Raw genomic sequence first — 22213 nt, forward strand, 5'->3', positions numbered from 1 at the left:
GAATTTTTCACAGCTCCGGTTGACTGACAACGACGGAAAAGGCATAAGATAAAGCGAAATATTATTAGCCATCCGGATGTCCAGACATAACATCGGGTTAGCGCTTGCTAAAAAAGGACAACACCATGAGCAACACCGATATCCGCGTCGTGCCTGGCCCGGCGAACTACTTCTCTTACCCCGGAAGCCTTGCGCAGCTGGATAATTTCTTTACCCCGGAACAGCTTTCCCGCGCGGTGTGGATCTACGGCGAGCGCGCTATCGAAGGCGCGCGTCCTTTCCTGCCGGAGAGCTTTAACGCGCCGGGCGCGAAGCACCTGCTGTTTAAGGGCCACTGCAGCGAGCGCGACGTCACCCACCTGGTGAACGACGCCGGTAGCGGTGCGAGCGTGGTCATTGGCGTCGGCGGCGGCGCGGTGATGGATACGGTGAAAGCCGTGGCGCGTCGTTTAGGCGTTCCGTTCGTGGGCATCCCCACCATTGCCGCCACCTGCGCGGCGTGGACCCCGCTCTCCGTCTGGTACAACGATGCCGGTCAGGCGCTGCATTTTGAGATCTTCGACGACGCCAACTTCCTGGTACTGGTGGAGCCGCAGATCGTCCTTAACGCCCCGGCGGAATATCTGCTGGCGGGCATCGGCGATACGCTGGCGAAGTGGTACGAAGCGGTGGTGCTCGCCCCGCAGCCTGAAAACCTGCCGCTGACCGTGCGGCTGGGCATCAACGGCGCGCTGGCGATCCGCGACGTGCTGCTGGAACACAGTGAGGAAGCGCTGGCCGACCAGCAGCGCGGTGAACAGACGCAGGCGTTCCGGGACGTGGTGGACGCGATTATTGCCGGTGGCGGGATGGTCGGCGGTCTGGGCGAACGCTATACGCGCGTGGCGGCAGCGCATGCGGTTCACAACGGCTTAACCGTGCTGCCGCAGACGGAAAAATACCTGCACGGCACCAAGGTAGCCTACGGGATTCTGGTGCAGAGCGCCCTGCTCGGTCAGGACGATGTGCTGGCGCAGCTGGTGACGGCGTACCGGCGTTTTAACCTGCCGACCACGCTTCGCGCGCTGGACGTCGACATCAATAACCGGGAAGCGCTGGATAAGGTCATTGCCCACACCCTGCGCCCGGTGGAGTCGATTCACTATCTGCCGGTTGCGCTAACGCCTGACGTTCTGCGCGCCGCGTTTGAGAAAGTAGAATCCTTCAGCCGTTAATCGCGCCGACAGGCTATACCTAATGATGATTCTTTCTACTCTTGCAACGAGGTCATCATGCAGATCGATTTAACAGGTAAAAAGGCGCTGGTTACCGGCGCCAGCCGCGGGTTGGGTCGGGCAATTGCACTCTCGCTGGCGCGCGCCGGTGCAGATGTGATTATTACGTATGAAAAATCCGCCGATAAAGCCCAGGCGGTCGCCGATGAGATTAAGGCGCTGGGACGACACAGCGAAGCCGTGCAGGCGGACAGCGCCAGCGCGCAGGCGATTCAGGATGCCGTCACCCATGCGGCGCGTTCCCTCGGCGGGCTGGACATTCTGGTTAACAACGCGGGTATCGCGCGCGGCGGCCCGCTGGAGTCCATGACGCTGGCGGACATCGACGCCCTTATCAACGTCAACATCCGCGGCGTGGTGATCGCCATTCAGGAAGCGCTGGTGCACATGTCCGACGGCGGGCGCATCATCAACATCGGCAGCTGTCTGGCAAACCGCGTGGCGCAGCCGGGTATCGCCGTCTACTCGATGACCAAATCGGCCCTCAACTCCCTCACCCGCGGGCTGGCCCGTGATTTAGGGCCGCGCGGCATTACCGTTAATCTGGTCCACCCCGGCCCCACCAACAGCGATATGAACCCGGAGGACGGGGACCAGGCTGACTCTCAGCGTCAGCTTATTGCATTGGGCCACTACGGTCAGCCGGAAGACGTCGCAGCGGCGGTCACGTTTCTTGCCAGCCCTGCTGCCGGGCAGATCTCCGGTACCGGCCTGGACGTGGACGGCGGTTTGAACGCCTGATCGCATTTTTCCTGCAAGCCTCTGTCGCCCGACAGAGGCCTTCTCGAGCGCTCTCGACGGTTCGCATTTTGCCGCTTTCTCCCGTTTTTTCACCGCTCTACAGTACCCCCATTAGAAATTCGGAATTTATCTAATAGTCTTATTATTTCCTTATATTTTATGTGGGCGTACAGTGGAGGTACGGATGAAGATTGTCTGGTCCAATGGTGCAAAGAAGGCGTTTTCAAAGATTGACGAGCGGTATCAGCGTCGCATTGAGGTAAAGCTCTCCGAGCTGGATGACCGCTCGGCTCCCCGGCCCGATATCAAAAAAATATCGACGACAGAAAATCATTTTCGGCTTCGCGTAGGCGATTACCGCATCGTCTATACGCTTCGGGACGATCCCGATGACCATTGTTATGTTTTGGCCGTCAAGCGCAGAACTTCAACGACTTACCTGCATGAGGAGAGTGCCAACTATGGCTGTACAGCTAATCAAGGACGATAACGGGAAAACGCAGTACGTCGTTATTCCCTATCACGAATATTTTCGTATGCTCTTACAGATGGCAGAAATTGACGACGAAACCGACGACGATCTGGAGGATATTGAGGTCGAACACGATAGTCTGGATGACGTGGAGTTGCCTGGGGAAGTGTGCAGCATCATGACCTGGCAGAACGTCAGCCTGCAGGCCGCGTGGCGTATCCTGCGCGGCATGTCCCAGCAGGAGGTGGCGGAGAAACTCGGCATCACCCAGTCCGCCGTGTCACAACTGGAAGCGCTGGACTCTCGCCCACAAAAGCGCACCCGTGAAAAACTGGCAGCCATTTACGGCTGCAAGCAGGAGCAAATCAGCCTCTATTTACCGAAAGAGGGTTAACAGCACTTCGCCCCGCCCTTGCCGCCGTAGCGGGCGTCCTGACGGTCGCGGAAAAATTCTTCGTAGGTCATGGGCGTCTGGTCCGGATGGTTGACGCGCATATGCTCGACGTAGTTGTCGTAGTCCGGCACGCCAATCATCATTTTGGCGGCCTGGCCCAGGTATTTACCTGCTTTGGAGAGGGTGTCGAACATAATTTTGGTCTCACAGGAAATGTAGGCCGGGTAAGCGCTAGCGCCACCCGGCACACAGGTTAATGCGCCCCTTTGGCCTGGGTGACAATCTCTTCCAGGTTTTCAGGCATCGGCTCGTATGGTGTCTCTTTCGCCGTTGGCTTGTCGACTTTCAACGCCGCCAGCGCGGTTTTGAGAGAATACAACGCCAGCACCACGACCACCACCATAAAGAAGATAGTCAGCCCGGCGTCCAGACGGTTGTTAAACACCAGTTGCGACAGCTGCGACTCGGTGTACTGCGCCGGGATCTTACCGCTGTCGATCATCGCCTGGAACTTGTTGGCGATTGCTAGGAAGCCCACCTTGTTGTCCGGGCTGAAGGCTTTCTGCCAGCCTGCCGTCAGGGTACAAATCAGCAGCCATGCGGTTGGCACTAATGCCACCCAGGCGTAACGCTGGCGCTTCATCTTGAACAGCACCACCGCGCAGAGCATCAGCGCCATGCCCGCCAGCATCTGGTTGGCGATACCAAACAGCGGCCACAGGGTGTTAATCCCACCCAGCGGGTCGACCACGCCCTGGTGCAGGAAGTAGCCCCACGCCAGCACGCACAGCGCCGTCGCCAGCAGGTTAGCCGGGAGCGAATCGGTACGCTTTAGGTTCGGGGAGATCACGCCCAGCAGGTCCTGCAGCATAAAGCGCGCCGCACGGGTACCCGCATCCACCGCCGTCAGGATAAACAGCGCCTCGAACAGAATGGCGAAGTGATACCAGAAGGAGACGTCCATCAGCCCGCCCAGCGCGCCGTGCAGGATGTAGGCCATCCCCACCGCCAGCGTCGGCGCACCGCCCGCACGGGAGATGATCGACTGCTCGCCCACCTCATTAGCAATATGCGTTAGCGTTTCAGGGGTAATGGCAAAGCCCCAGCCGCTCACCACCTGTGCAGCGGATGCCACCACGTCAACGGTTCCGGCAGGTGCCAGCACCGCCATCGGGCTGTTCATCGCGAAGTACACGCCCGGATCGATAATGCAGGCCGAGACCAGCGCCATGATGGCGACAAAGGATTCCATCAGCATGCCGCCGTAGCCAATCAGGCAGGCCTGATTTTCATTCGCCAGCATCTTCGGCGTGGTGCCGGAGGCAATCAGCGCGTGGAAGCCAGACACCGCACCGCAGGCGATGGTGATAAACAGGAACGGGAACAGGTTACCGGTCCAGACCGGGCCGGTGCCGTCAATAAATTTGGTCAGCGCAGGCATGGTCAGGGTCGGGCGCATAATCAGAATGCCGATGGCCAGCCCGACGATGGTACCGATTTTCAGGAAGGTGGAGAGGTAGTCACGCGGAGCGAGCAGCAGCCACACCGGCAGCACCGCCGCCACAAAGCCGTAGCCCACCAGCATCCAGGTCAGCTGCACGCCGGTAAAGTCGAAGAACGGTGCCCAGGTTGGGCTTTCCGCCACCCAGCCGCCGGAGATAATGGCGAACACCAGGAACACCAGACCAATCACCGACACTTCACCAATGCGCCCCGGGCGCAGATAGCGAATGTAGATCCCCATAAACAGCGCCAGCGGAATGGTGAAGGCAACGGTGTACGTCCCCCACGGGCTGTGGGTCAGCGCTTTCACCACGATCATCGCCAGCACCGCGAGTATGATCACCATGATCATAAAGGTCGCCACCAGCGCAATCACCCCGGCGGTTGCCCCCATCTCCTCTTTCACCAGCTCGCCCAGCGAACGACCGTCGCGGCGGGTGGAGACGAACAGCACCATAAAGTCCTGCACCGCCCCCGCCAGCACCACGCCCGCGAGGATCCAGATCATCCCCGGCAGGTAGCCCATCTGCGCCGCCAGCACCGGCCCCACCAGCGGGCCCGCGCCGGCAATCGCCGCGAAGTGGTGGCCAAACAGCACCTTTTTGTCGGTCGGCACGTAGTCCAGCCCGTCGTTATGGCGCACGGCAGGCGTCATGCGCGTCGCATCAACACCTAATACGTTCTTCGCGATATAGCGGCCATAAAAACGGTACGCGATCAGATAAATGCAGACGGAGGCGACGACGATCCAGAGCGCGTTGATCTGTTCCCCCCGGTTGAGGGCGATATAGCCCAGGGCAAAGGCTCCCACAACGGAGAGCCCTGCCCATGTAAGGTATTTCCCTGAGTTGTTCATAGTGGTTATCCGTTGTAGTGAAACAGTGAGATGTTACATTTTGTTTCTAGAACAACCGGAAAAATTTAACAACTTTGAAACGCAATAATGCGTGGTCAAACCAGACATTTACACCACATTGTTAAGCCGATCACTTTCGTGACGTCCTCGGTCACACTTTTGCCTTTTTCATCCATGCGCCGCCTTACGGAATGATTTGTATCATTTTTTTTGCTCATAACCTCGCCAGAATGATCCTGCGCAATCGCGTACATACAAGGAAAAGGATATGAACAGTTCTGTACCTCAGGATCATAAGGTCGGGCCGGGCGCGTACTTCGCCCTGGCGTTTGCAGCCGTTTTCTTCTCCGGCCTGTTAGGCGGAAAAGAGTGGTACGGCGTCTTTGATTTCACCACCCTCAACGGTGCGTTTGGCAAAGTGGTCAGTAAAGCCAGTCTGGATGACGGTACGTTAACCACAGCCAGCAGCGCCTTTCGCGGCACCGGCGGCAGCGGCGCGATGGACGGGTTTCTCTTCGCGCTCGGTTTAATTCCCGCGGTGATGTTCGCGCTGGGGATGATCAACGTGCTGGAGCACTATGGCGCGCTGCGTGCCGCCCGCAAACTCTTAACCCCTCTGCTGCGCCCGCTGCTGGGCATTCCCGGCACCACCGGGCTGGCGCTGATTGGCAGCCTGCAAAGCACCGACGTCGGCGCGTCGCTTACCCGTAATCTGTCAGACGAAGGGCAAATCAGCGAAAAAGAGAAAGACGTTTTCGCCATGTTCCAGTTCTCCGCCGGGGCGATGATCACCAACTTTTTCTCTTCCGGGGCGATCCTCTTCACGCTGGTCGCCGTTGACGGCACGGCGGCGGTTCCCACGTCCATCGGAGCCTGTATCGCCGTCATGTTTATCATGAAAATCGTGGGCGCAAATCTGCTGCGATTGATCCTGTCCTTCACCCGTAAAGGAGACGCCGCATGAGTGCCCCACAGTCTAACCCCGTGATTACCGATGTCTTCGTCGAAGGCGCGCGCAAAGGCTGGAGCATTGCCACCAGCAGCACCCTGCCCAACGTGGTGATGGCATTTATCATCATCAAAGCGCTGGAAATTACCGGTGCGCTAAAAGGGCTGGGCATGATCTTCGCCCCACTGATGGGCCTGTTCGGCCTGCCGGGTGAGGCTGCCGCCGTGCTGATTGGCGGCTGGATGTCGATGGGCGGCGGGATCGGCGTCGCCATCGGCCTGTTTGATAAAGGCATTATCTCCGGCGAGCACCTGGCGATCCTGGCACCCGCCATCTACCTGATGGGCTCGCAGGTGCAGTATCTGGGCCGCATTCTGGGCGTGATCGGCACCCGCGCCAAACGTATCCCGCTAATGATCGCCATCTCGGTCGTCAACGCGTTTTTAGCCATGCTGCTGATGCGCATTATTCTCTGAACAGGACGTGAACATGAATCTTGACCACTATATTGAAGAGCTGAAAACCCTGGTGAACGTGGACTGCGGCACCCAGACTATTGCGGGCGTTGCCGCCGTGGCAGGCATCATGCAGCAGCTCTGGCAGCGCGAAGGCTGGCACACCGAGCAGGTGAATCTGGGCGATAAGGTGGGCCCCGGCGTGTTCGTCAGCAACAAACCGCAGGCGGAACGTTTTGACGTGCTGCTGGTCGGGCACCTGGATACCGTATTTGCCCCCGGCACCGTCGCCGAGCGCCCGATGAGCGAGGACGATACCCGCCTGTACGGCCCCGGCGTCTCGGATATGAAGAGCGGACTTCTGAATATTTTGTGGGCAATGCGCGGGCTCGACGCCGCAGACAACGATCGTCTCGCGATTGCCGTGGCGATGAACCCGGACGAAGAGACCGGCTCTGTCCATTCCCACGAATGGATTGGCGAGCTGGCGAAGCGTTCACGCTGCGTGCTGGTCTGCGAAGCCGCCCGCGCCGACGGTTCACTGGTGAAAGCGCGTAAAGGGATGGCGGGCTATCACCTCACCTTCAGCGGCGTGGCGGCACACGCGGGCAACGACCCGGAGAAAGGTCGTTCGGCAATTACCGCGCTGGCAAACAGCGTCATCGCGATTAATGCGCTAACCGACTGGGATCGCGGCACCACGCTCAACGTCGGGGTGATTCACGGCGGCAGCGCGGCCAACGTGGTCGCGGACAGCGCCGTGGCAGAACTGGACGTTCGCTTCTGGGAAAACGACGAGTACGACCGGGTGAATCAGGCGCTGGAGGCGTTATGTGAAAAAGGCTTTTTAGACGGCGTGACCACTACGCTTGCGCGGGTGAATCACAAACCGGCGATGGCAACCAGTAAAGCGACTCAGGCCCTGATGCAGCAGGTTGAAGCTGCAGGAAAAGCGGAGGGTATCGACATTACCTGGCAGGCGGTCGGCGGCGGCAGCGACGCCAACCACACCGCCGCGCTGGGCATCCCGACGCTCGACGGCCTGGGGCCGATTGGCGCCGGGTTCCACAGCCCTGCGGAATGGCTGGATAAAGCGTCGATTGTCCCGCGAATTCGTCTGTTGAAGCGGGTGGTATCGATGCTGTAAACATTGCCCGGTGGCGCTTCGCTTACCGGGCCTACGTGTGAGGTGTAGGCCGGGTAAGGCGAAGCCGCCACCCGGCAATTCTGCACCGTTCAACCCAACACCATCGTACTCAACCGGCAGGTACAGCACCGCCGCCCCTGCTCGTCGAATACCACAATCTCCCAGCTCTGGCTTGAGCGCCCCAGATGCAGCGGCTGGCACACCCCGCGCACTCTCCCCTGCGACACCGCCCGGTGGTGCGTGGCGTTCAACTCCGTCCCCACCACGTTCTGTCCGTCACGGGTCATCAGAAAACCGGCCATTGAGCCGAGCGTTTCCGCCAGCGCCGCCGATGCCCCGCCGTGCAGCAGGCCAAACGGCTGATGGGTGCGCGCATCCACCGGCATCTCCGCTTCCAGCGTGTCGTCGCCGATACGGGTATAGACGATGCCGAGATGCCCCACCATCGTGTTCTGGCTGGTGGCGTTCAGCTCCTCGAGCGGTAAATGACGTTTCCAGATCATTTACGCCCCCAGCGTGGAGCCGCCGTCCACCACGATATCCTGCAGGGTGATATGGCTGGCGGCATCGGATGCCAGGAACAGCACCGTGCTGGCAATCTCCTGCGGACGGGCGATTTTGCCCAGCGGAATGCCGAGCTTGAACTGCTCGCCAAAGCCGCGAATGCGCTGCAGCTCCGCATCGTCGCTTTTCCACAGGGTGCGCTGCATATCAGTGTCCGTTGAGCCTGGTGACACCAGGTTACAGCGCACGCCGCTGCCCGCCAGCTCCAGCCCGACGGTCAGGGCCAGGCTTTTCAGCGCCGCTTTCGACGCACCGTAGGCGCTCATGCCGATGCGCGGCGTGTGTGCCGCGTCGGACGCCACGGTGACTATCGCCCCGCCCTGCTGACGGCGAAACTGGCCCATCGTCTGCTGGAACAGGTTGAACGCGCCGCCGACGTTGATCGCGAAGGTCTGCTGCCAGTCCTCCTGCGAGAGCTGGTCCGTCGCCCCCATGCGCAAAATGCCCGCTGCGTTAACCAGCACGTCCAGACGCTCAAGGGTATTAAGCAAACGGCCACACGCATCGCTGACCTGAGCAAAATCCGCCACGTCCAGCGTTTCGGTGGCGAACGGATAATCACCCAGCGGAAACGCCAGGTCGAACCCGGTCACCTGCGCGCCAGCATCCACAAACGCCAGCGCCGTCGCGTAGCCAATCCCTTTGCCCGCGCCCGTCACCCAGACCGTTTTACCGGTAAAATCGAAACCCGCCATTACTTCACCTCGCGGGACAGCAGCGCCCACCAGGCGTCGATTGTGGGATTTTTTGCCAGCATCACGAAGTCGATATCGCCGTGCACTTTGCGCCAGCGGGCGGCCAGCGCCATCATGCGCACCGAATCCAGACCGTAGTCGATCAGGTTTTCGTCATCCATCGGCTCGTCGGATTCGTCCAGCAGCGGCAGGATCAGCTCGCGCAGCGCGGCCTTCGAGGCCGGAACGGACGGCAGCAGCTCGTCGGTCATCACCACGCGTCCCGAGCGCCCTGCAACGTAATTCAGCGACATCAGGTGCTCGTCGCGGGTGAAATCCGCCAGCGCGTCGGCAATAAAGAACGGCTTGATGTCGCGCATGAAGGCATCGGTGGCGGTGGTCATACAGCCGATATGGGCGTACACGCCGGTAATCAGCAGCTGGTTGCGGCCCGTCTCCTTCAGCATCTGCTCCAGCGGCGAGCGGTGGAACGCGCTGTAGCGCCACTTCACCAGCACGGTGTCGGCTTCGTCCGGCGTCAGTTCACGGACAATGCGCTGCTGCTCCGGCGAGCGGGTCAGGCCCGGCCCCCACATGTCGTTCAGCAGGGCGCGGTCTTCATCGCTCTGCTCTTTCGGCTGGGCGGTGTAGTACACGGGAATATTGTGCGCTTTGCAGTAAGCGCGCAGTCTGGCGATATTCGCCACCACCTGCTGCATCATCGCGCTGTTTTCGCCCCAGAAGTTCAGGAAATACTCCTGCATATCGTGGATCAACAGCGCGGCGCGTTCCGGCTCAAAGCTCCAGTTCACCTTGTTAGTCGGCAGCTCTGCGGCGGTCGGCAGCGCGTAAGCGGTTAATTTTGGGATAGCCATTCTCTGTTCCTCAGCCCCGGGCGCGTTCTGCAAGCCACAGGCGCAACTGTTTCTTATCGACTTTGCCGACCGGCGTTAGCGGGAGCGCATCCACGCTCTCCACGCGGTCCGGCAGCTTAAATTCGGCAACGCCCTGCTCGCGCAGGAAGCGGCGCACCTCCACCGCGCGCAGGGGCTGTTTCACCACCAGGTACGCGCAGCTTTTTTCGCCCAGCAGGCTGTCCTCCATGCTCACCAGCGCGGCGTGGATCACCGCCTCGTGGCGCAGCAGCAGGTTTTCAATCTCTTCGGCGGCGATCTTCTCCCCGCCGCGGTTGATCTGATCTTTCTCGCGCCCCTGCACGGTGATGTAGCCCTGCTCGTCAATGGCGATCAGATCCCCTGAGCAGTAGAAACCGTTCGCATCGAAGGCGCTGGCGTTGTGTTCCGGGCTGTTGAAATAGCCGCGGAAGGTATACGGCCCGCGCGTCATCAGACGCCCGACCTCACCGCGCGGCAGCGGGTTGCCGTGCTCGTCCGCCACCCACACTTCGTCGTCCGGGCACATCGGACGGCCCTGGGTGTTGATGATGCGTTCCGGCGCGTCGTCGAGCGCGGTGTAGTTCACCAGCCCTTCCGCCATGCCGAACACCTGCTGAAGCTGGCAGCCGATTTCCGCCGGAATGCGCGCCGCGAGCGTGGCGGAGAGGCGCGCGCCGCCCACCTGAAGCAGCTTCAGAGATCTCAGCTGCGCGTTCCCCGCGCCGTCGGCAATCGCCTGCAGCCACAGGCTCACCGCCGGGGGCACCAGCGAGGTGACGTTGATCTGATGCCGTTCAATCAGCGGGAAGCAGAACGTCGCGCTCGGATCGTTCGCCAGCACCACGCAGCCGCCCGCGGTGAAGACGCCTAACGATCCCGGCGAGCTCATGGCGTAGTTATGCGCCGCGGGCAGCGCGTTCAGGTAACGCGTTTCGGCGGTGATGCCGCAAATCTCGTTGCTGCGGCGAATGCTGTAGTCGTAATCGTTATGCGTGCGCGGGATCAGCTTCGGCGTGCCGGTGCTGCCGCCGGAAAGCTGGAAAAACGCCACTTCGTCGGCGGGCGTCGGATTCGGGATGAAGTTATCCGCCGGACGCGCAATCGCCGCTTCCAGCGCATGTTCGCCCTTATCGCCGCGCAGCAGCACGGCGCGTACCGAGCGGTGCGCATCCACAAAGGTATTCAGAAAGTCATCGCCCACAAACAGCGCGTGGTCGCGTTCGGCAATCAGCACGGCGGGTTTGATCTGCGCGGCGTAGGCGTTCAGCTCGCTGCGCTGATGGCTAAAGAGCGCGTTCACCGGCGCGACGCCGATTTGCAGCAGCGCGAAGAAGGTGATGTAGAACTCGGCCACGTTGCCGAGCTGCACCAGCGCGGTCTCGCCGCGGTGCAGCCCCTGCGCCTCAAGGGCGGACGCCAGGTTGTTCACCGCCTGATTAAACGCGCGGTAGGTGATGTGCCGCTCGCCGTCGATTATCGCCACGGCATCGCTGTCCGCGCGATCCGTCAGGATGTGGGTCAACGGCAGATCCTGCCAGTAGCCTTTTTCGCGGTAGCGGCGGGCAAATTCCTCAGGCCAGCGGGTAAAGGGAATGGTCATGAGTCTTCCTTAGTGCAAACCAAACACGTTGAGCATGGTGGAGAGCTTCACGCCGGTTTCGCGCCACTCGCCCACCGGCGAGGAGGCAGGCACAATGCCCGCACCGGCAAACAGGCGAACGGTGTTTTTATGCAGACGCGCGCAGCGGATGGTCACCACCCACTCGCCGTTGCCTTCGCTGTCGCACCAGCCGACGATGCCGCCGAACAGCTCGCGGTCGAACGGCTCCAGCTCGGCGATCAGCTGTTTTGCCGCCTGGTGCGGGAAACCGCTCAGCGCCGGCGTCGGGTGCAGCAGGCAGGCCAGCGTCAGGGCGTTTTCATTTTCACGCGCCTCGCCTTCTACCGGCGTTGCCAGATGCCACAGCGTCGGCGTGGTAATCAACTGAGGAGAAGCCGGCATGCTGAGATGATGGCTGCGCGGTGCCAGAATGGCCTTCATCGCCTGAGTCACCAGGTCGTGCTCGTGACGGTCTTTTTCGGAGGCCAGCAGCTTATTGCCCGCTTCGCGATCTAATACGTCGTCCGGCTGACGACGCGCCGAGCCTGCCAGCGGCAGCGAGCTAAAGTGCCCGCCCTCTTTGCGCAGCAGCAGTTCGGGGCTTGCCCCCAGCAGCACGCCGCCGTCTTCCAGCGGCACGTGGAAGTTAAAGCTCGCCGGGTTCTGAGCGATCAGGCGCTCCATCAGCGCACCGCTATCAATGTTGTTATCGGTCGCGATATCAATCAGGCGCGACAGCACGACCTTGTTCACCTGCGGCGTGGCGGTCAGCGCCGCGGCGCGGGCGACCATCTCTTCAAACACAGGCTGCGGGGGGATCTCGGTACGTTTTTCAATATTCAGTGACTGCGCACCGGAGAAATAGCGTGAAGACTGCTGACGCGCCGGGCGAGAAAACGTCTGCCAGCGTTGGGGAATAAACAGCGACGACGGCTTGCGGGTATCGAACGGGATTGCCCCTACCATGACCGGATGGGCGATGCCGCTGGCCTTCGCGTTCTGGAAAGCCTGGGCTAATTTCTGCTGGAAGCGGCCTGCCGGATCGTCGCCGCCAACGGCGGACTCAGAAAAGCGGGCAAAGCAGCCGGACGTGGTAAAACTGCGGTAAGGCGACATAAAGAAAAAGCTGTCTGATTGCAGCGTGGTCGCGGTGTGCTGAACTTCCTCAGCCAGGGACGTATCCATATCATCCTCCTCAAAATGATAAAAGAAGCAATAATGATTATCATTTATATTTTCGTCGGCTAACCTAATCCCACAGCGCCCCGCTGTCAACCGTCGGTCAAACAACTTGTGCGACAAACGCTTGCATCCCTTCCCGGCAATCATGAAAATGAGAAGCATTAACTTCAACAATAACAGGATGCCGCTCAGTGAAATTCCCTGCCCTTTGCCGTAATGCCTTTCTTCTGACAGGCTTTTTTGTTTTAGGACTAACCTCAGCGACCGCCGCCGACTGGCCGCGCCAGGTGACCGACAGCCGCGGCGTGCATACCCTTGAGAGCAAACCGACGCGCATAGTCTCCACCAGCGTGACCTTAACCGGCTCCCTGCTGGCGATAGACGCGCCGGTCGTCGCCAGCGGTGCGACCACGCCGAACAACCGCGTGGCGGATGGGCAGGGTTTCCTGCGCCAGTGGGGTGATATCGCGAAACAGCGCAAGGTCGCGCGGCTGTACATCGGCGAGCCGAGTGCCGAAGCGGTTGCCGCCCAGATGCCGGATCTGATTTTGATCGGTGCCACCGGCGGAGATTCCGCGGTGGCGCTGTACGATCAGCTCTCCGCCATCGCGCCGACGCTTATCATCAACTACGACGACAAGAGCTGGCAGGAACTGCTGACCCAGTTGGGGACCATCACCGGGCAGGAAACACAGGCCGCAGAGCGCATCGCTGCCTTCGATAAACAGCTCGCCCAGGTGAAGCAGCAGATGAAGCTGCCGCCGCAGCCGGTGAACGCCATCGTCTACACCGCCGCCGCGCACAGCGCCAACCTGTGGACCGCTGAATCCGCGCAGGGCAAGCTGCTGCACCAGCTGGGCTTTACGCTGGCGGAGCTGCCCGCCGGGCTGCAGACCTCCAAAAGCCAGGGCAAACGCCACGACATTATTCAGCTGGGTGGTGAAAACCTGGCGACGGGGCTGAACGGCGAAGGGCTGTTTGTATTTGCGGGCGATAAGAAAGACGTGGATGCGATTTACGCCAACCCGCTGCTGGCGCATCTGCCGTCGGTGAAAAACAAACGGGTTTGGGCATTGGGAACCGAGACATTCCGCCTGGATTATTACAGCGCGATGTTGGTGTTGCAGCGTTTGAATTCAATTTTTAAATAAGAGGCACGTTTCCCGTAGGCCCGGTAAGCGCAGCGCCACCGGGCGTTTTGTCGGGTGGCGGCTACGCCTTACCCGACCTACAGGTTCTGCCTGAACCGACGCAACTCCACCAAAACCGCCAATAAAATTACGCCAACCATCGCTAACGCAAACCCGCCGCAGCTCGCCGAGGCCACCGGGGTTATCATCGCCCCCAGCCCGCCGAGGATCGCCGCGCCAATCGCATCGCCCGTCACGTTCTGCGCCGTCCACAGGCCGTTAATGCGCCCGAGCATCCCTTCCGGCGTCTGGGTCTGGATCAGCGTGTACTGCAAAAGCGAGCTGATGGCGCTCAGCCAGCCGAAAATCACCAGACACAGCACCCCCAGCGCCCACACCGGCATCAGGCTGAAGAAGCCAATGGCGACAAACGACGCCAGCGTGGCAAGCAGCATAATCAGCCCCGGACGCGCGCTTTGCGCCAGGTTGCCGCTGGTCAGCGCCCCGCAGGCCGCGCCGAGCGGAATGGCGGCGTAAAGAATGCCAATCTCCGAGGCGCTCATCTGCCACTCTCCCGCCAGCGCCGGGTACAGCACGCGCACGGCGCTCGCCATCGTCAGCAGGCCGCCGAGCAGCGCAATCCCGCCAATCAGCGGGTTGCTGAACAGGAAACGAATAGCGGCCATCAGCGATTTCAGCGGATGCTCGCGCGGCTGCGGCGGAGGCGGCAGCCGCGGCAGGCGCAGCAGGGTCAGGGTGGTGATAAAGGTCCCCGCCGCCGCCAGCCCGTAGTTCCACGCCACGTTGCCGGTCGCCAGCAGCAGGCCGCCCACCATCGGCGAAATCACCGAGCCGAGGCGCACGGTGAGCATGGTGATCGCCCCCGCCTGCATCAGGTTCTCGCGCCCGACCAGCGCGGGCGTTGCCGCCAGCAGCGCCGTCACGCCTAATGAGGCAAAGAAACCGTCCCACAGCCCCAGGGCGTAAATGGCGATCAGCGACGGCTCCGGCAGCATGGCGTTCAGACACAGCCCGATAAAGCCCACGCCGCAGGTGCCGCGCGCCAGCAGGATCAGCTTCTTACGCTCGTAGCGGTCCGCCAGCACACCGCCGACCATCAGGCCGATGAACATCGCGCCGCCGGTTAAGGTGACGGATAACCCCACGAGCCAGCTGGAGTGCGTCAGGGTCTGGATCTGTACCGGCACGGCCACGCCGAGCAGCCCGAGGGACAAAATGGAGATAAAGCGAGCGATAAATACGGCGCGATACGCCGGGTGCGTTTTCAACAGGCTGAGGTTGAGCAGCCAGGATTTTTGATTCATGACAAAGCCTTGAGTGTAATTCTACCCATTCCATGGGCGCACATGCTAACATAGCCAAATAAGATAGATAACGATAATCACTATCATTATCAAATCATGGATGTTGCTATGTCGTTTTCCTCTTCTGCGGTGCGCGCCGTTGCCGTGCCCGTTTTACTGCTGCTCCTGAGCCTTGCGGTTGCACTCAGCCTGCTGGTGGGCGCGAAGCCGCTGCCCGCGTCCGTTATCGTTGATGCGCTCTCCGGCACCTGCCAGAGCGCCGACTGTATTATCGTGCTCGACGCCCGACTCCCCCGCACGCTTGCCGGACTGCTGGCGGGTGGCGCGCTCGGCCTTGCCGGTGCCCTGATGCAAACCCTTACCCGTAACCCGCTGGCGGACCCCGGCATTCTCGGCGTTAACTCCGGCGCCAGCTTTGCCATCGTGCTCGGCGCGGCGCTGTTCGGGTTGACCTCGCCCTCGGAGCAGCTGGCGATGGCCTTCTGCGGCGCGCTGGCCGCCTCGCTGGTCGTCGCCTTTACCGGCAGCCAGGGCGGCGGCCAGTTGAGTCCGGTCCGCCTGACGCTCGCGGGCGTGGCGCTCGCGGCGGTGCTGGAAGGCTTATCCAACGGCATCGCCCTGCTCAACCCGGACGTTTACGACCAGCTGCGCTTCTGGCAGGCCGGTTCGCTGGATATTCGCACCCTTGAAACGCTAAAAGTGGTGGCGATCCCGGTCATTATCGCTGCCGCCGTGGCGCTGTTTTTAAGCCGCGCGCTCAACAGCCTGAGCCTCGGCAGCGACACCGCGACCGCCCTCGGCAACCGCGTGGCGCGCACTCAGCTGATTGGTCTGCTCGCCATCACCGTGCTGTGCGGCAGCGCGACCGCGGTGGTCGGCCCGATCGCCTTTATTGGCCTGATGATGCCGCACATGGCGCGCTGGCTGGTGGGGGCGGATCACCGCTGGTCGCTGCCGGTGACGCTGCTGGCCACCCCTGCCCTGCTGCTGTTTGCCGACGTGCTGGGCCGCCTGCTGGTGCCCGGTGAACTGCGCGTCTCGGTGGTCAGCGCCTTTATCGGCGCGCCGGTGCTGATCTTCCTGGTACGCCGTAAACGCGGAGGTAGCGCATGATGGCCCCGTCCCGTCGTTTACTCACCAGCGTCTCGCTGCTGCTTATCGCCATTCTGCTGCTGGCAGTCTGGAGCCTGCGCAGCGGCGCGGTGACGCTCGACTTCACTCAGGTCTTCAACGCCCTGCTCGGCAGCGCGCCGCGCAACATCACCATGGTGGTGACGGAGTGGCGACTGCCGCGCGTGGCGATGGCGATTCTGGTGGGCGCGGCGCTCGGCGTGAGCGGTGCGATATTTCAGTCGCTGATGCGCAACCCGCTCGGCAGCCCGGACGTGATGGGCCTCAACACCGGGGCCTGGAGCGGCGTGCTGGTGGCGATGGTGCTGTTTGGTCAGCACCTGACGGCGATTACCTTTACGGCGATGGCGGGCGGCATTCTGACGTCATTACTGATCTGGGCGCTGGCCTGGCGCAACGGCATCGACACCTTCCGCCTGATCATCATCGGGATCGGCATCCGCGCCATGCTGATGGCGTTTAACACCTGGCTTCTGCTACAGGCCTCGCTGGAAACCGCGCTCTCCGCCGGGCTGTGGTACGCCGGTTCCCTCAACGGCCTGACGTGGGGCAAAACCTGGCCCGCCGCGCCGCTGATTTTGCTGATGTTTATCGGCGCGCTGCTGCTGGTGCGACGCATGCGCCTGCTGGAGATGGGCGACGACAGCGCCTGCGCGCTGGGCGTGGGCGTCGAGCGCTCGCGCCTGATGCTGATGCTGGTCGCCGTCCTGCTGACCGCCGCCTCTACCGCCATCGCCGGGCCGATCTCGTTTATCGCCCTCGTGGCACCGCACATCGCCCGCCGCCTTAGCGGGACGGCGCGCTGGGGATTAACCCAGGCGGCGCTCTGCGGCGCATTGTTGCTGCTGGCCGCCGATCTCTGCGCTCAGCGGCTGTTTACGCCTTATCAACTGCCGGTGGGCGTGGTGACCGTCAGCCTCGGCGGGATTTACCTCATCGTCTTGCTCGTTCAGGAGTCACGCAAGAAATGACAGATTCAACACCCCGCTTGCGCGGCGAAAACTTGACCCTCGGCTACGGAAAAAAAATCATTGCCCGTGACTTATCCGTCGCCATTCCAGACGGCCATTTTACGGCAATCATCGGGCCGAACGGCTGCGGCAAATCGACCCTGCTGCGCACGCTGAGCCGCCTGATGACGCCGGCTGAAGGCAGCGTGTTCCTCGACGGGGAGCAGATCCAGCGCTTCGCCAGCAAAGAGGTAGCGCGGCGCATCGGGCTGCTGGCGCAAAACGCCACCACACCGGGAGACATCACGGTACAGGAGCTGGTCTCGCGCGGGCGCTACCCGCACCAGCCGCTGTTTACCCGCTGGCGTAAAGAGGATGACGAGGCGGTCAGCCGAGCGATGCGGGCGACGGGGATTACCGATCTCGCCCTGCAAAGCGTGGACACCCTCTCCGGCGGGCAGCGTCAGCGGGCGTGGATCGCGATGGTGCTGGCGCAGGAGACCTCCATCATGCTGCTGGACGAGCCGACGACCTGGCTCGACATCAGCCATCAGATTGACCTGCTGGAGCTGCTGAGCGAGCTGAACCGCACGCAGGGCTATACCCTGGCAGCGGTGCTGCACGATTTAAACCAGGCGTGCCGCTACGCCACGCATCTGATTGCCTTGCGAGACGGTGAGATTGTGGCGCAAGGCGCGCCGAAAGAGATTGTGACGCCGGAGCTGATCGAGCGGATCTACGGCATGCGCTGCATGATTATTGACGATCCGGTGGCGGGCACGCCGCTGGTGGTGCCGTTAGGTCGGCGGTAATTGCCGGGTGGCGGCTGCGCCTTACCCGGCCTACACTCGGCTCCCGTAGGCCCGGTAAGCGCAGCGCCACCGGGCATTTGCACTATACTAAAATTTCCTTCAGTACCGGTCCTATCTTTTCAAACGCCTGCGGTGAAATGATATCCACGTGGGCGCAGTCCTGGCTGTACACCTCAAGCTCCGACACCCACGGTGCCCACGCGACCTGCGGATCCATCGTTCGCGTGCGCTCGGCGACAAACAGCGTCGCTTTACCCTCAAACCGCGCGCTGTGCGCCGTGGTGAGCAGCCGCACCGCGTCGGCGTAGTTGCCCTCAATGGCGCTAAACAGCTCGCTGGAGCCTTGCCCCTGCTGAGCGGCGATAAACGCCTGGCGCTCGCGCTCGATTTCCGCCAGCACCTCCGGGTCGAGGCCGTTGGCCTCTTTCTCCGCCCAGTTCTGGGTTTCCGGTGGCCAGGTATCCAGCAGGCCGAGGAAGGCCACCTCTTCACCCAACTCGCGAAGACGCGCCGCAATGCCCTGCGCCAGCGTGCCGCCGAGGGAATAGCCGAACAGGTAATACGGCCCCTGCGGCTGCTGCTTACGCAACGTATTCAGGTGATGTTTGATTACTCCATCCAGATCCGCACATTGCTGCATCGGCCCTTCCGGGCGCGGTGACTGAATGCCCATGATGGACCAGCGCGGGCTGAGGTAGCGCGCCAGCACGCTGAACTGCCACGCGAACCCGGACGCCGGATGGAAGCAGAACAACGTCGGACCATTACCTTCGCGCAGCGGCAGAAGGGTTTCATACCCCAGACGCTGCGCCTGCTCGTCGCTCATCTGCGAGTCCAGCAGCGCGCTGAGCTTGCTCACCGTGGAGGCGACCATAATCTGCCCCGGCGTCACCCTGCGTTCGAACGCGCGGCTAAGCTGTGCCGCCAGGCGCATCGCCAGCAGCGAGTGGCCGCCGAGGGCAAAGAAGTCGGCTTCAATGTCGTTCACCTCGCAGCCCAGCAGCGCGGAAAACGCCTGCGCGACGGCGACTTCGGTTTCCGTCTCCGGCGCACGGCCGGAGGATTTACTCGTCAGCTCCGGCAGCGGCAGCGCCTTGCGATCAAGCTTGCCGTTCGCGCTGAGCGGCAGCGCGCTGATTTGCAGCAGCACCACCGGCACCATGTGCGGCGGCAGCTGGGCTTTGAGCGACGCCAGCAGCGCGTCGCGATCCAGCGGTAAGCCGGATTCAGAGACGACATACCCTACCAGCTGACGGGCATCGCCGCCGGTTGCCACCGCCTGGTTGAACACGCAGGCATGGGCGACGGCCTGGGCGACGTCCGGCAGCGACAGCATCGCCCGGTCGATCTCGCCCAGCTCGATGCGCTGGCCGCGAATTTTCAGCTGATCGTCGCTGCGGCCGAGATATTCCACCGCGCCGTTGTCCAGCCAGCGGGCCACGTCGCCGGTGCGGTACATCCGCTCGCCGGGGGCAAACGGGTCGGCGATAAAGCGGCTGGCGGTGAGGTCCGGACGGCCCAGATACCCCTGCGCCAGCTGAATGCCGGTGAGATACAGGTCTCCCGCCACGCCGAACGGCACCGGGCGCATCATCGCATCCAGGATGCGTAGCCCCGTGTTCCACACCGGGAAGCCGATCGGCACGCTGTTGCCCTCAGCCGCCGCCAGTTCCGGGCCAAACGCCGGATACCAGCTGACGTCCACCGCTGCTTCGGTCGGGCCATAGAGGTTGTGCAGCGGCGCACGGGTGAGCTGTTCCCACTCCCGGCACAGCTCGGTCGGCAGCGCTTCGCCACTACAGAACACCTGCTTAAGGGTTTTGCAGCACGCCGCGTTTTCCGGGGTCAGCGAGGCGACAAAGGCCGCCAGCATCGACGGCACGAAGTGGGTGGTGGTCACGCCGTACTGCGCGAAGAAACTCTGCATTGCCTGCGGATCGCGGTGCGCGTCCGGCTCGGCCATCACCAGCTTCGCCCCGGCGATAAACGGCCACCAGAACTCCCACACCGACACGTCAAAGCTGCACGGCGTTTTCTGTGCCACCACGTCAAACGCCCTCAGAGGGTAATGGTCCTGCATCCACTTCAGGCGGTTAACGATAGCAGTATGGCCGACCATGACCCCTTTCGGGCGTCCCGTCGAGCCGGAGGTAAAGATGATGTACGCCGTCTGCTCCGGCGTCGCCAGCCGCAGCGGTTTCGCATCCTCAGCCGGTAACAGTGTGTTGTAACTAAATGCGGTTATGGGCAGATCGCTAAAGCGCGGAAGCTGCTCGTCGGTAGTAATGAGCAGGGACGGCTTCGCGTCCTCGAGCATCATCCGCAGGCGGTCGTCCGGGTAGCCGGTATCCAGCGGCAGCCACGCGGCACCGGCCTCGACGATGCCGTGCAGCGCCAGCGTCAGGAACACCGAGCGCGGGAGTGCCACCGCCACGCTGTCGCCCGGCTTCACACCGCGCGCGCGCAACAGGTTTGCCAGCGCGACGACCTGCTCGCGCATCTGGCGATAGTTCAGTTCGATGTGCGCATCCGCCAGCGCAGGGGCGTCCGGCGTTTTGCTCGCCTGCTCCGCCACCAGATCCGCCAGCGTGGTAGACGGCAGCGCCAGCCCGGTATCGTTGATGCGGGCGAGCTTCGCGTATTCCTGTTCTGAAACGGTTTCCACTTCGCCGCAGCGCAGGTCCGGATTAGCCGAAAACTGCAGCAGCATCGCGTTCAGGCGCGCCACGTGACGGGTAAGCGTCGCCTCATCGTAACGCTGTTTATTGGCGAGGATCTCAATGCGGAGCTCGCCCTGCTCGTCCGGGAACAGCGCCAGCTCGAGATCGTTCACCGGGCCGGTTGCCAGCGTATGGGTGATGGCCTCCACGCCGTCGATATCCAGCTGATAATCGAAAACCTTAACGTTCAGCACCGGGCCAAACAGCGCTTCGTCGCCTGCGGCACGCCCGCTGTCGCGTACGATCTGCTCGGCGTCGTAGCGCTGATGGCGGCGCATTTTTTTCAGCTGGTTAGCCAGTCGCAGCGCCAGCGCGGGCAGGCTCTCCTGCGCGTCGATATTGACCGCCAGCGGCAGGACGTTGAGCACCGGCCCGGTCGCGGTGAGCGCCGCGGAACCCATGCGGCGCATAAAGATAAACCCGGCGGCGTAGTCCAGCCGTCCGGTCAGGCGGCCCAGCCACAGCGCCACCAGCGCAAGCGCCAGATCGGTGCGCTGCGCCTGCCCTGCCGCCTGTGCAAGCTGGCTAAAGGCGCGGCCGTCCATTGCAATTTTCAGGCGCAGAATGTCGGTAGTGGCGGCGCGTCCCGGCAGCGGCGCGGAAGAGAGCGAGACCGGAGAAGGAAGCTGCTTGCGCTGCTCTGCCCAGAAGGCACCGTCGCGCGCGTATGCCTCGCTGTCGCGATAGCGCTGATACTCGTCCACCACCTCGGCAAACGGTGTAAACGGGGATGCAGGCGTCGGTTCACCCTTTTTCCAGGCGGTATAAATCGCGGCGATCTGGCGGGTAATGGCCGGGAAGCTGAAGCCATCCACCACCAGATGGTGATAGCGCTGATACCAGTACCAGTGGCTTGCCCCCACCTGAATCAGCTGGTGAAACGCCAGCGGCTGCCCGCTGTCGACGCGCAGGTTCTGGTTAAGATCGGCCTCCATCAGCGCCACGGCGTCGTCGTGAGAGGTAGCGCGAACGATGGACGGCTCCGGCAGAATGAAGGTGTCATCCACCCACTGCCACACCTCGCCGTTATCCTCGGTAAAACGCATCCGCAGGGTATCGGCCTGCATCATGCCTTCAGCAATCGCTTTTGCCAGCAATGGCGCGTCAATGTCGCCTTTCAGTTCGGTGTAGTGCGCCACGCTCCAGGCGTTTGGCAGGGAGGAAAGCTGCTCCGCCATCCAGATACCCGGCTGGGCGGCAACGAGAGGAAGACGGTTCATGCGCTCCCCTCCGCAAAATGGGACGGGATAAGCGTTTGCCAATGCCCGGCAAGCCACTGCTGGCACGCCTCCTGGGACTGCGGCTCGCAGACAACGCGCCAGCCTGCGGGCAGTTCGCACTGCTGCGGCCACAGGCTGTACTGCCCCTGGTCGTTTTGCAGAATGGCGAACTGTCCCTGCGGATTATCGAAAGGATTGCTGAATTCCATACAGACTCC

General features: G+C 62.2%; 21 protein-coding genes. 11 read left to right on the forward strand and 10 right to left on the reverse strand.

Annotated elements, in window-relative coordinates; genetic code table 11:
- Positions 1-125 precede the first annotated feature (125 nt).
- From AC2T6E_RS07255 to AC2T6E_RS07270, 4 genes are all read left to right on the forward strand, one after another.
- Entirely contained in the window at positions 126-1214 is a 1089-nt protein-coding gene (locus tag AC2T6E_RS07255) for an oxidoreductase (protein WP_486691064.1), read from the forward strand.
- Between the two features lie 57 nt (positions 1215-1271).
- On the forward strand, positions 1272-2015 hold the full coding sequence (locus AC2T6E_RS07260; RefSeq protein WP_120159123.1) for an SDR family NAD(P)-dependent oxidoreductase: 744 nt from the start codon (positions 1272-1274) through the stop codon (positions 2013-2015).
- Positions 2016-2199: 184 nt separating this feature from the next.
- Complete coding sequence (locus tag AC2T6E_RS07265; protein WP_120159122.1) at positions 2200-2505, forward strand: type II toxin-antitoxin system RelE family toxin; 306 nt, start codon at positions 2200-2202, stop codon at positions 2503-2505.
- Positions 2477-2881 carry a helix-turn-helix domain-containing protein gene (locus tag AC2T6E_RS07270; RefSeq protein ID WP_029740113.1) on the forward strand — a complete coding sequence of 135 codons (405 nt, stop codon included), beginning with the start codon at positions 2477-2479 and terminating at the stop codon, positions 2879-2881. The genes AC2T6E_RS07265 and AC2T6E_RS07270 overlap by 29 nt, the downstream gene beginning before the upstream one ends.
- Here AC2T6E_RS07270 and AC2T6E_RS07275 read toward each other — a convergent pair.
- Both AC2T6E_RS07275 and cstA read right to left on the reverse strand, forming a co-directional pair.
- Positions 2878-3075: a YbdD/YjiX family protein gene (locus tag AC2T6E_RS07275; RefSeq protein WP_006809671.1), complete on the reverse strand. Its 198-nt coding sequence runs from the start codon at positions 3073-3075 to the stop codon at positions 2878-2880. The two genes, AC2T6E_RS07270 and AC2T6E_RS07275, sit on opposite strands and share 4 nt — an antisense overlap.
- Positions 3076-3134: 59 nt before the next feature.
- Positions 3135-5240, reverse strand: coding sequence for a pyruvate/proton symporter CstA (gene cstA, locus AC2T6E_RS07280; protein WP_010428450.1), 2106 nt, complete (start codon positions 5238-5240; stop codon positions 3135-3137).
- Positions 5241-5508: 268 nt separating this feature from the next.
- Between cstA and AC2T6E_RS07285 the strand changes: the two genes are divergently transcribed.
- The 3 genes from AC2T6E_RS07285 to AC2T6E_RS07295 are packed head-to-tail and all read left to right on the forward strand — an operon-like array spanning position 5509 to position 7791.
- Positions 5509-6204: a nucleoside recognition domain-containing protein gene (locus AC2T6E_RS07285; RefSeq protein WP_010428444.1), complete on the forward strand. Its 696-nt coding sequence runs from the start codon at positions 5509-5511 to the stop codon at positions 6202-6204.
- Positions 6201-6665 carry a YjiG family protein gene (locus AC2T6E_RS07290; RefSeq protein ID WP_023334858.1) on the forward strand — a complete coding sequence of 155 codons (465 nt, stop codon included), beginning with the start codon at positions 6201-6203 and terminating at the stop codon, positions 6663-6665. The genes AC2T6E_RS07285 and AC2T6E_RS07290 overlap by 4 nt, the downstream gene beginning before the upstream one ends.
- A 13-nt stretch (positions 6666-6678) precedes the next feature.
- Positions 6679-7791 carry a M20 family metallopeptidase gene (locus tag AC2T6E_RS07295; protein WP_278435565.1) on the forward strand — a complete coding sequence of 371 codons (1113 nt, stop codon included), beginning with the start codon at positions 6679-6681 and terminating at the stop codon, positions 7789-7791.
- Between the two features lie 89 nt (positions 7792-7880).
- On the opposite strand, the gene entH is transcribed toward AC2T6E_RS07295, so the two are convergent.
- The 5 genes from entH to entC are packed head-to-tail and all read right to left on the reverse strand — an operon-like array spanning position 7881 to position 12710.
- Positions 7881-8294, reverse strand: a complete 414-nt coding sequence (gene entH, locus AC2T6E_RS07300; protein WP_253178837.1) for a proofreading thioesterase EntH — start codon at positions 8292-8294, stop codon at positions 7881-7883.
- The gene (entA, locus tag AC2T6E_RS07305; protein WP_348573044.1) at positions 8295-9050 is read right to left on the reverse strand and encodes a 2,3-dihydro-2,3-dihydroxybenzoate dehydrogenase EntA; all 756 of its coding nucleotides are present in this window, start codon (positions 9048-9050) and stop codon (positions 8295-8297) included. It lies immediately after the preceding gene.
- On the reverse strand, positions 9050-9904 hold the full coding sequence (locus tag AC2T6E_RS07310; RefSeq protein ID WP_486691070.1) for an isochorismatase: 855 nt from the start codon (positions 9902-9904) through the stop codon (positions 9050-9052). The genes entA and AC2T6E_RS07310 overlap by 1 nt, the downstream gene beginning before the upstream one ends.
- 10 nt (positions 9905-9914) lie before the next feature.
- On the reverse strand, positions 9915-11525 hold the full coding sequence (gene entE, locus AC2T6E_RS07315; RefSeq protein WP_341495069.1) for a (2,3-dihydroxybenzoyl)adenylate synthase EntE: 1611 nt from the start codon (positions 11523-11525) through the stop codon (positions 9915-9917).
- 9 nt (positions 11526-11534) lie between these two features.
- On the reverse strand, positions 11535-12710 hold the full coding sequence (entC, locus tag AC2T6E_RS07320; protein WP_238459082.1) for an isochorismate synthase EntC: 1176 nt from the start codon (positions 12708-12710) through the stop codon (positions 11535-11537).
- A 188-nt stretch (positions 12711-12898) separates the two neighbouring features.
- Here entC and fepB point away from each other — a divergent pair, with 188 nt between their 5' ends.
- Positions 12899-13858 (forward strand): Fe2+-enterobactin ABC transporter substrate-binding protein, encoded by a 960-nt coding sequence (fepB, locus tag AC2T6E_RS07325; protein ID WP_431642530.1) that lies wholly within the window; start codon positions 12899-12901, stop codon positions 13856-13858.
- Positions 13859-13935: 77 nt separating this feature from the next.
- Here fepB and entS read toward each other — a convergent pair whose 3' ends face one another.
- Positions 13936-15162: an enterobactin transporter EntS gene (gene entS, locus AC2T6E_RS07330; RefSeq protein WP_486691073.1), complete on the reverse strand. Its 1227-nt coding sequence runs from the start codon at positions 15160-15162 to the stop codon at positions 13936-13938.
- 108 nt (positions 15163-15270) lie between these two features.
- Between entS and fepD the strand changes: the two genes are divergently transcribed.
- Genes fepD through fepC form a run of 3 tightly spaced genes read left to right on the forward strand, consistent with a single transcriptional unit; the run spans position 15271 to position 18055 of the window.
- Complete coding sequence (gene fepD, locus AC2T6E_RS07335; protein WP_486691075.1) at positions 15271-16275, forward strand: Fe(3+)-siderophore ABC transporter permease; 1005 nt, start codon at positions 15271-15273, stop codon at positions 16273-16275.
- Positions 16275-17264, forward strand: a complete 990-nt coding sequence (gene fepG / locus AC2T6E_RS07340) for an iron-enterobactin ABC transporter permease (RefSeq protein ID WP_486691232.1) — start codon at positions 16275-16277, stop codon at positions 17262-17264. Before fepD ends, fepG begins: the two co-directional genes overlap by 1 nt.
- A complete protein-coding gene (gene fepC / locus AC2T6E_RS07345) occupies positions 17261-18055 on the forward strand; it encodes an iron-enterobactin ABC transporter ATP-binding protein (RefSeq protein ID WP_486691077.1) in 795 nt (264 codons plus the stop codon). The genes fepG and fepC overlap by 4 nt, the downstream gene beginning before the upstream one ends.
- A gap of 82 nt (positions 18056-18137) precedes the next feature.
- Here the strand turns inward: fepC and entF are convergent, their stop codons facing one another.
- A complete protein-coding gene (entF, locus tag AC2T6E_RS07350) occupies positions 18138-21995 on the reverse strand; it encodes an enterobactin non-ribosomal peptide synthetase EntF (RefSeq protein ID WP_486691079.1) in 3858 nt (1285 codons plus the stop codon).
- On the reverse strand, positions 21992-22204 hold the full coding sequence (locus tag AC2T6E_RS07355) for an MbtH family protein (RefSeq protein WP_174340519.1): 213 nt from the start codon (positions 22202-22204) through the stop codon (positions 21992-21994). Before AC2T6E_RS07355 ends, entF begins: the two co-directional genes overlap by 4 nt.
- Between the last annotated feature and the right edge of the window lie 9 nt (positions 22205-22213).

The sequence above is a fragment of the Enterobacter sp. B79-1 genome, assembly GCF_057444735.1.

What these genes read in the sequence shown, in the direction of transcription:
- AC2T6E_RS07265 (WP_120159122.1), top strand. Translation starts at nt 2,200, where the DNA reads ATGAAGATTGTCTGGTCCAATGGTGCAAAGAAGGCGTTTTCAAAGATT.
- entF (WP_486691079.1), bottom strand. Translation starts at nt 21,995, where the DNA reads ATGAACCGTCTTCCTCTCGTTGCCGCCCAGCCGGGTATCTGGATGGCG.
- AC2T6E_RS07290 (WP_023334858.1), top strand. Translation starts at nt 6,201, where the DNA reads ATGAGTGCCCCACAGTCTAACCCCGTGATTACCGATGTCTTCGTCGAA.
- AC2T6E_RS07270 (WP_029740113.1), top strand. Translation starts at nt 2,477, where the DNA reads ATGGCTGTACAGCTAATCAAGGACGATAACGGGAAAACGCAGTACGTC.
- AC2T6E_RS07260 (WP_120159123.1), top strand. Translation starts at nt 1,272, where the DNA reads ATGCAGATCGATTTAACAGGTAAAAAGGCGCTGGTTACCGGCGCCAGC.
- entA (WP_348573044.1), bottom strand. Translation starts at nt 9,050, where the DNA reads ATGGCGGGTTTCGATTTTACCGGTAAAACGGTCTGGGTGACGGGCGCG.
- entC (WP_238459082.1), bottom strand. Translation starts at nt 12,710, where the DNA reads ATGGATACGTCCCTGGCTGAGGAAGTTCAGCACACCGCGACCACGCTG.
- fepG (WP_486691232.1), top strand. Translation starts at nt 16,275, where the DNA reads ATGGCCCCGTCCCGTCGTTTACTCACCAGCGTCTCGCTGCTGCTTATC.
- AC2T6E_RS07255 (WP_486691064.1), top strand. Translation starts at nt 126, where the DNA reads ATGAGCAACACCGATATCCGCGTCGTGCCTGGCCCGGCGAACTACTTC.
- AC2T6E_RS07355 (WP_174340519.1), bottom strand. Translation starts at nt 22,204, where the DNA reads ATGGAATTCAGCAATCCTTTCGATAATCCGCAGGGACAGTTCGCCATT.
- entH (WP_253178837.1), bottom strand. Translation starts at nt 8,294, where the DNA reads ATGATCTGGAAACGTCATTTACCGCTCGAGGAGCTGAACGCCACCAGC.
- AC2T6E_RS07310 (WP_486691070.1), bottom strand. Translation starts at nt 9,904, where the DNA reads ATGGCTATCCCAAAATTAACCGCTTACGCGCTGCCGACCGCCGCAGAG.
- AC2T6E_RS07275 (WP_006809671.1), bottom strand. Translation starts at nt 3,075, where the DNA reads ATGTTCGACACCCTCTCCAAAGCAGGTAAATACCTGGGCCAGGCCGCC.
- fepD (WP_486691075.1), top strand. Translation starts at nt 15,271, where the DNA reads ATGTCGTTTTCCTCTTCTGCGGTGCGCGCCGTTGCCGTGCCCGTTTTA.
- AC2T6E_RS07295 (WP_278435565.1), top strand. Translation starts at nt 6,679, where the DNA reads ATGAATCTTGACCACTATATTGAAGAGCTGAAAACCCTGGTGAACGTG.
- AC2T6E_RS07285 (WP_010428444.1), top strand. Translation starts at nt 5,509, where the DNA reads ATGAACAGTTCTGTACCTCAGGATCATAAGGTCGGGCCGGGCGCGTAC.
- cstA (WP_010428450.1), bottom strand. Translation starts at nt 5,240, where the DNA reads ATGAACAACTCAGGGAAATACCTTACATGGGCAGGGCTCTCCGTTGTG.
- fepC (WP_486691077.1), top strand. Translation starts at nt 17,261, where the DNA reads ATGACAGATTCAACACCCCGCTTGCGCGGCGAAAACTTGACCCTCGGC.
- entS (WP_486691073.1), bottom strand. Translation starts at nt 15,162, where the DNA reads ATGAATCAAAAATCCTGGCTGCTCAACCTCAGCCTGTTGAAAACGCAC.
- entE (WP_341495069.1), bottom strand. Translation starts at nt 11,525, where the DNA reads ATGACCATTCCCTTTACCCGCTGGCCTGAGGAATTTGCCCGCCGCTAC.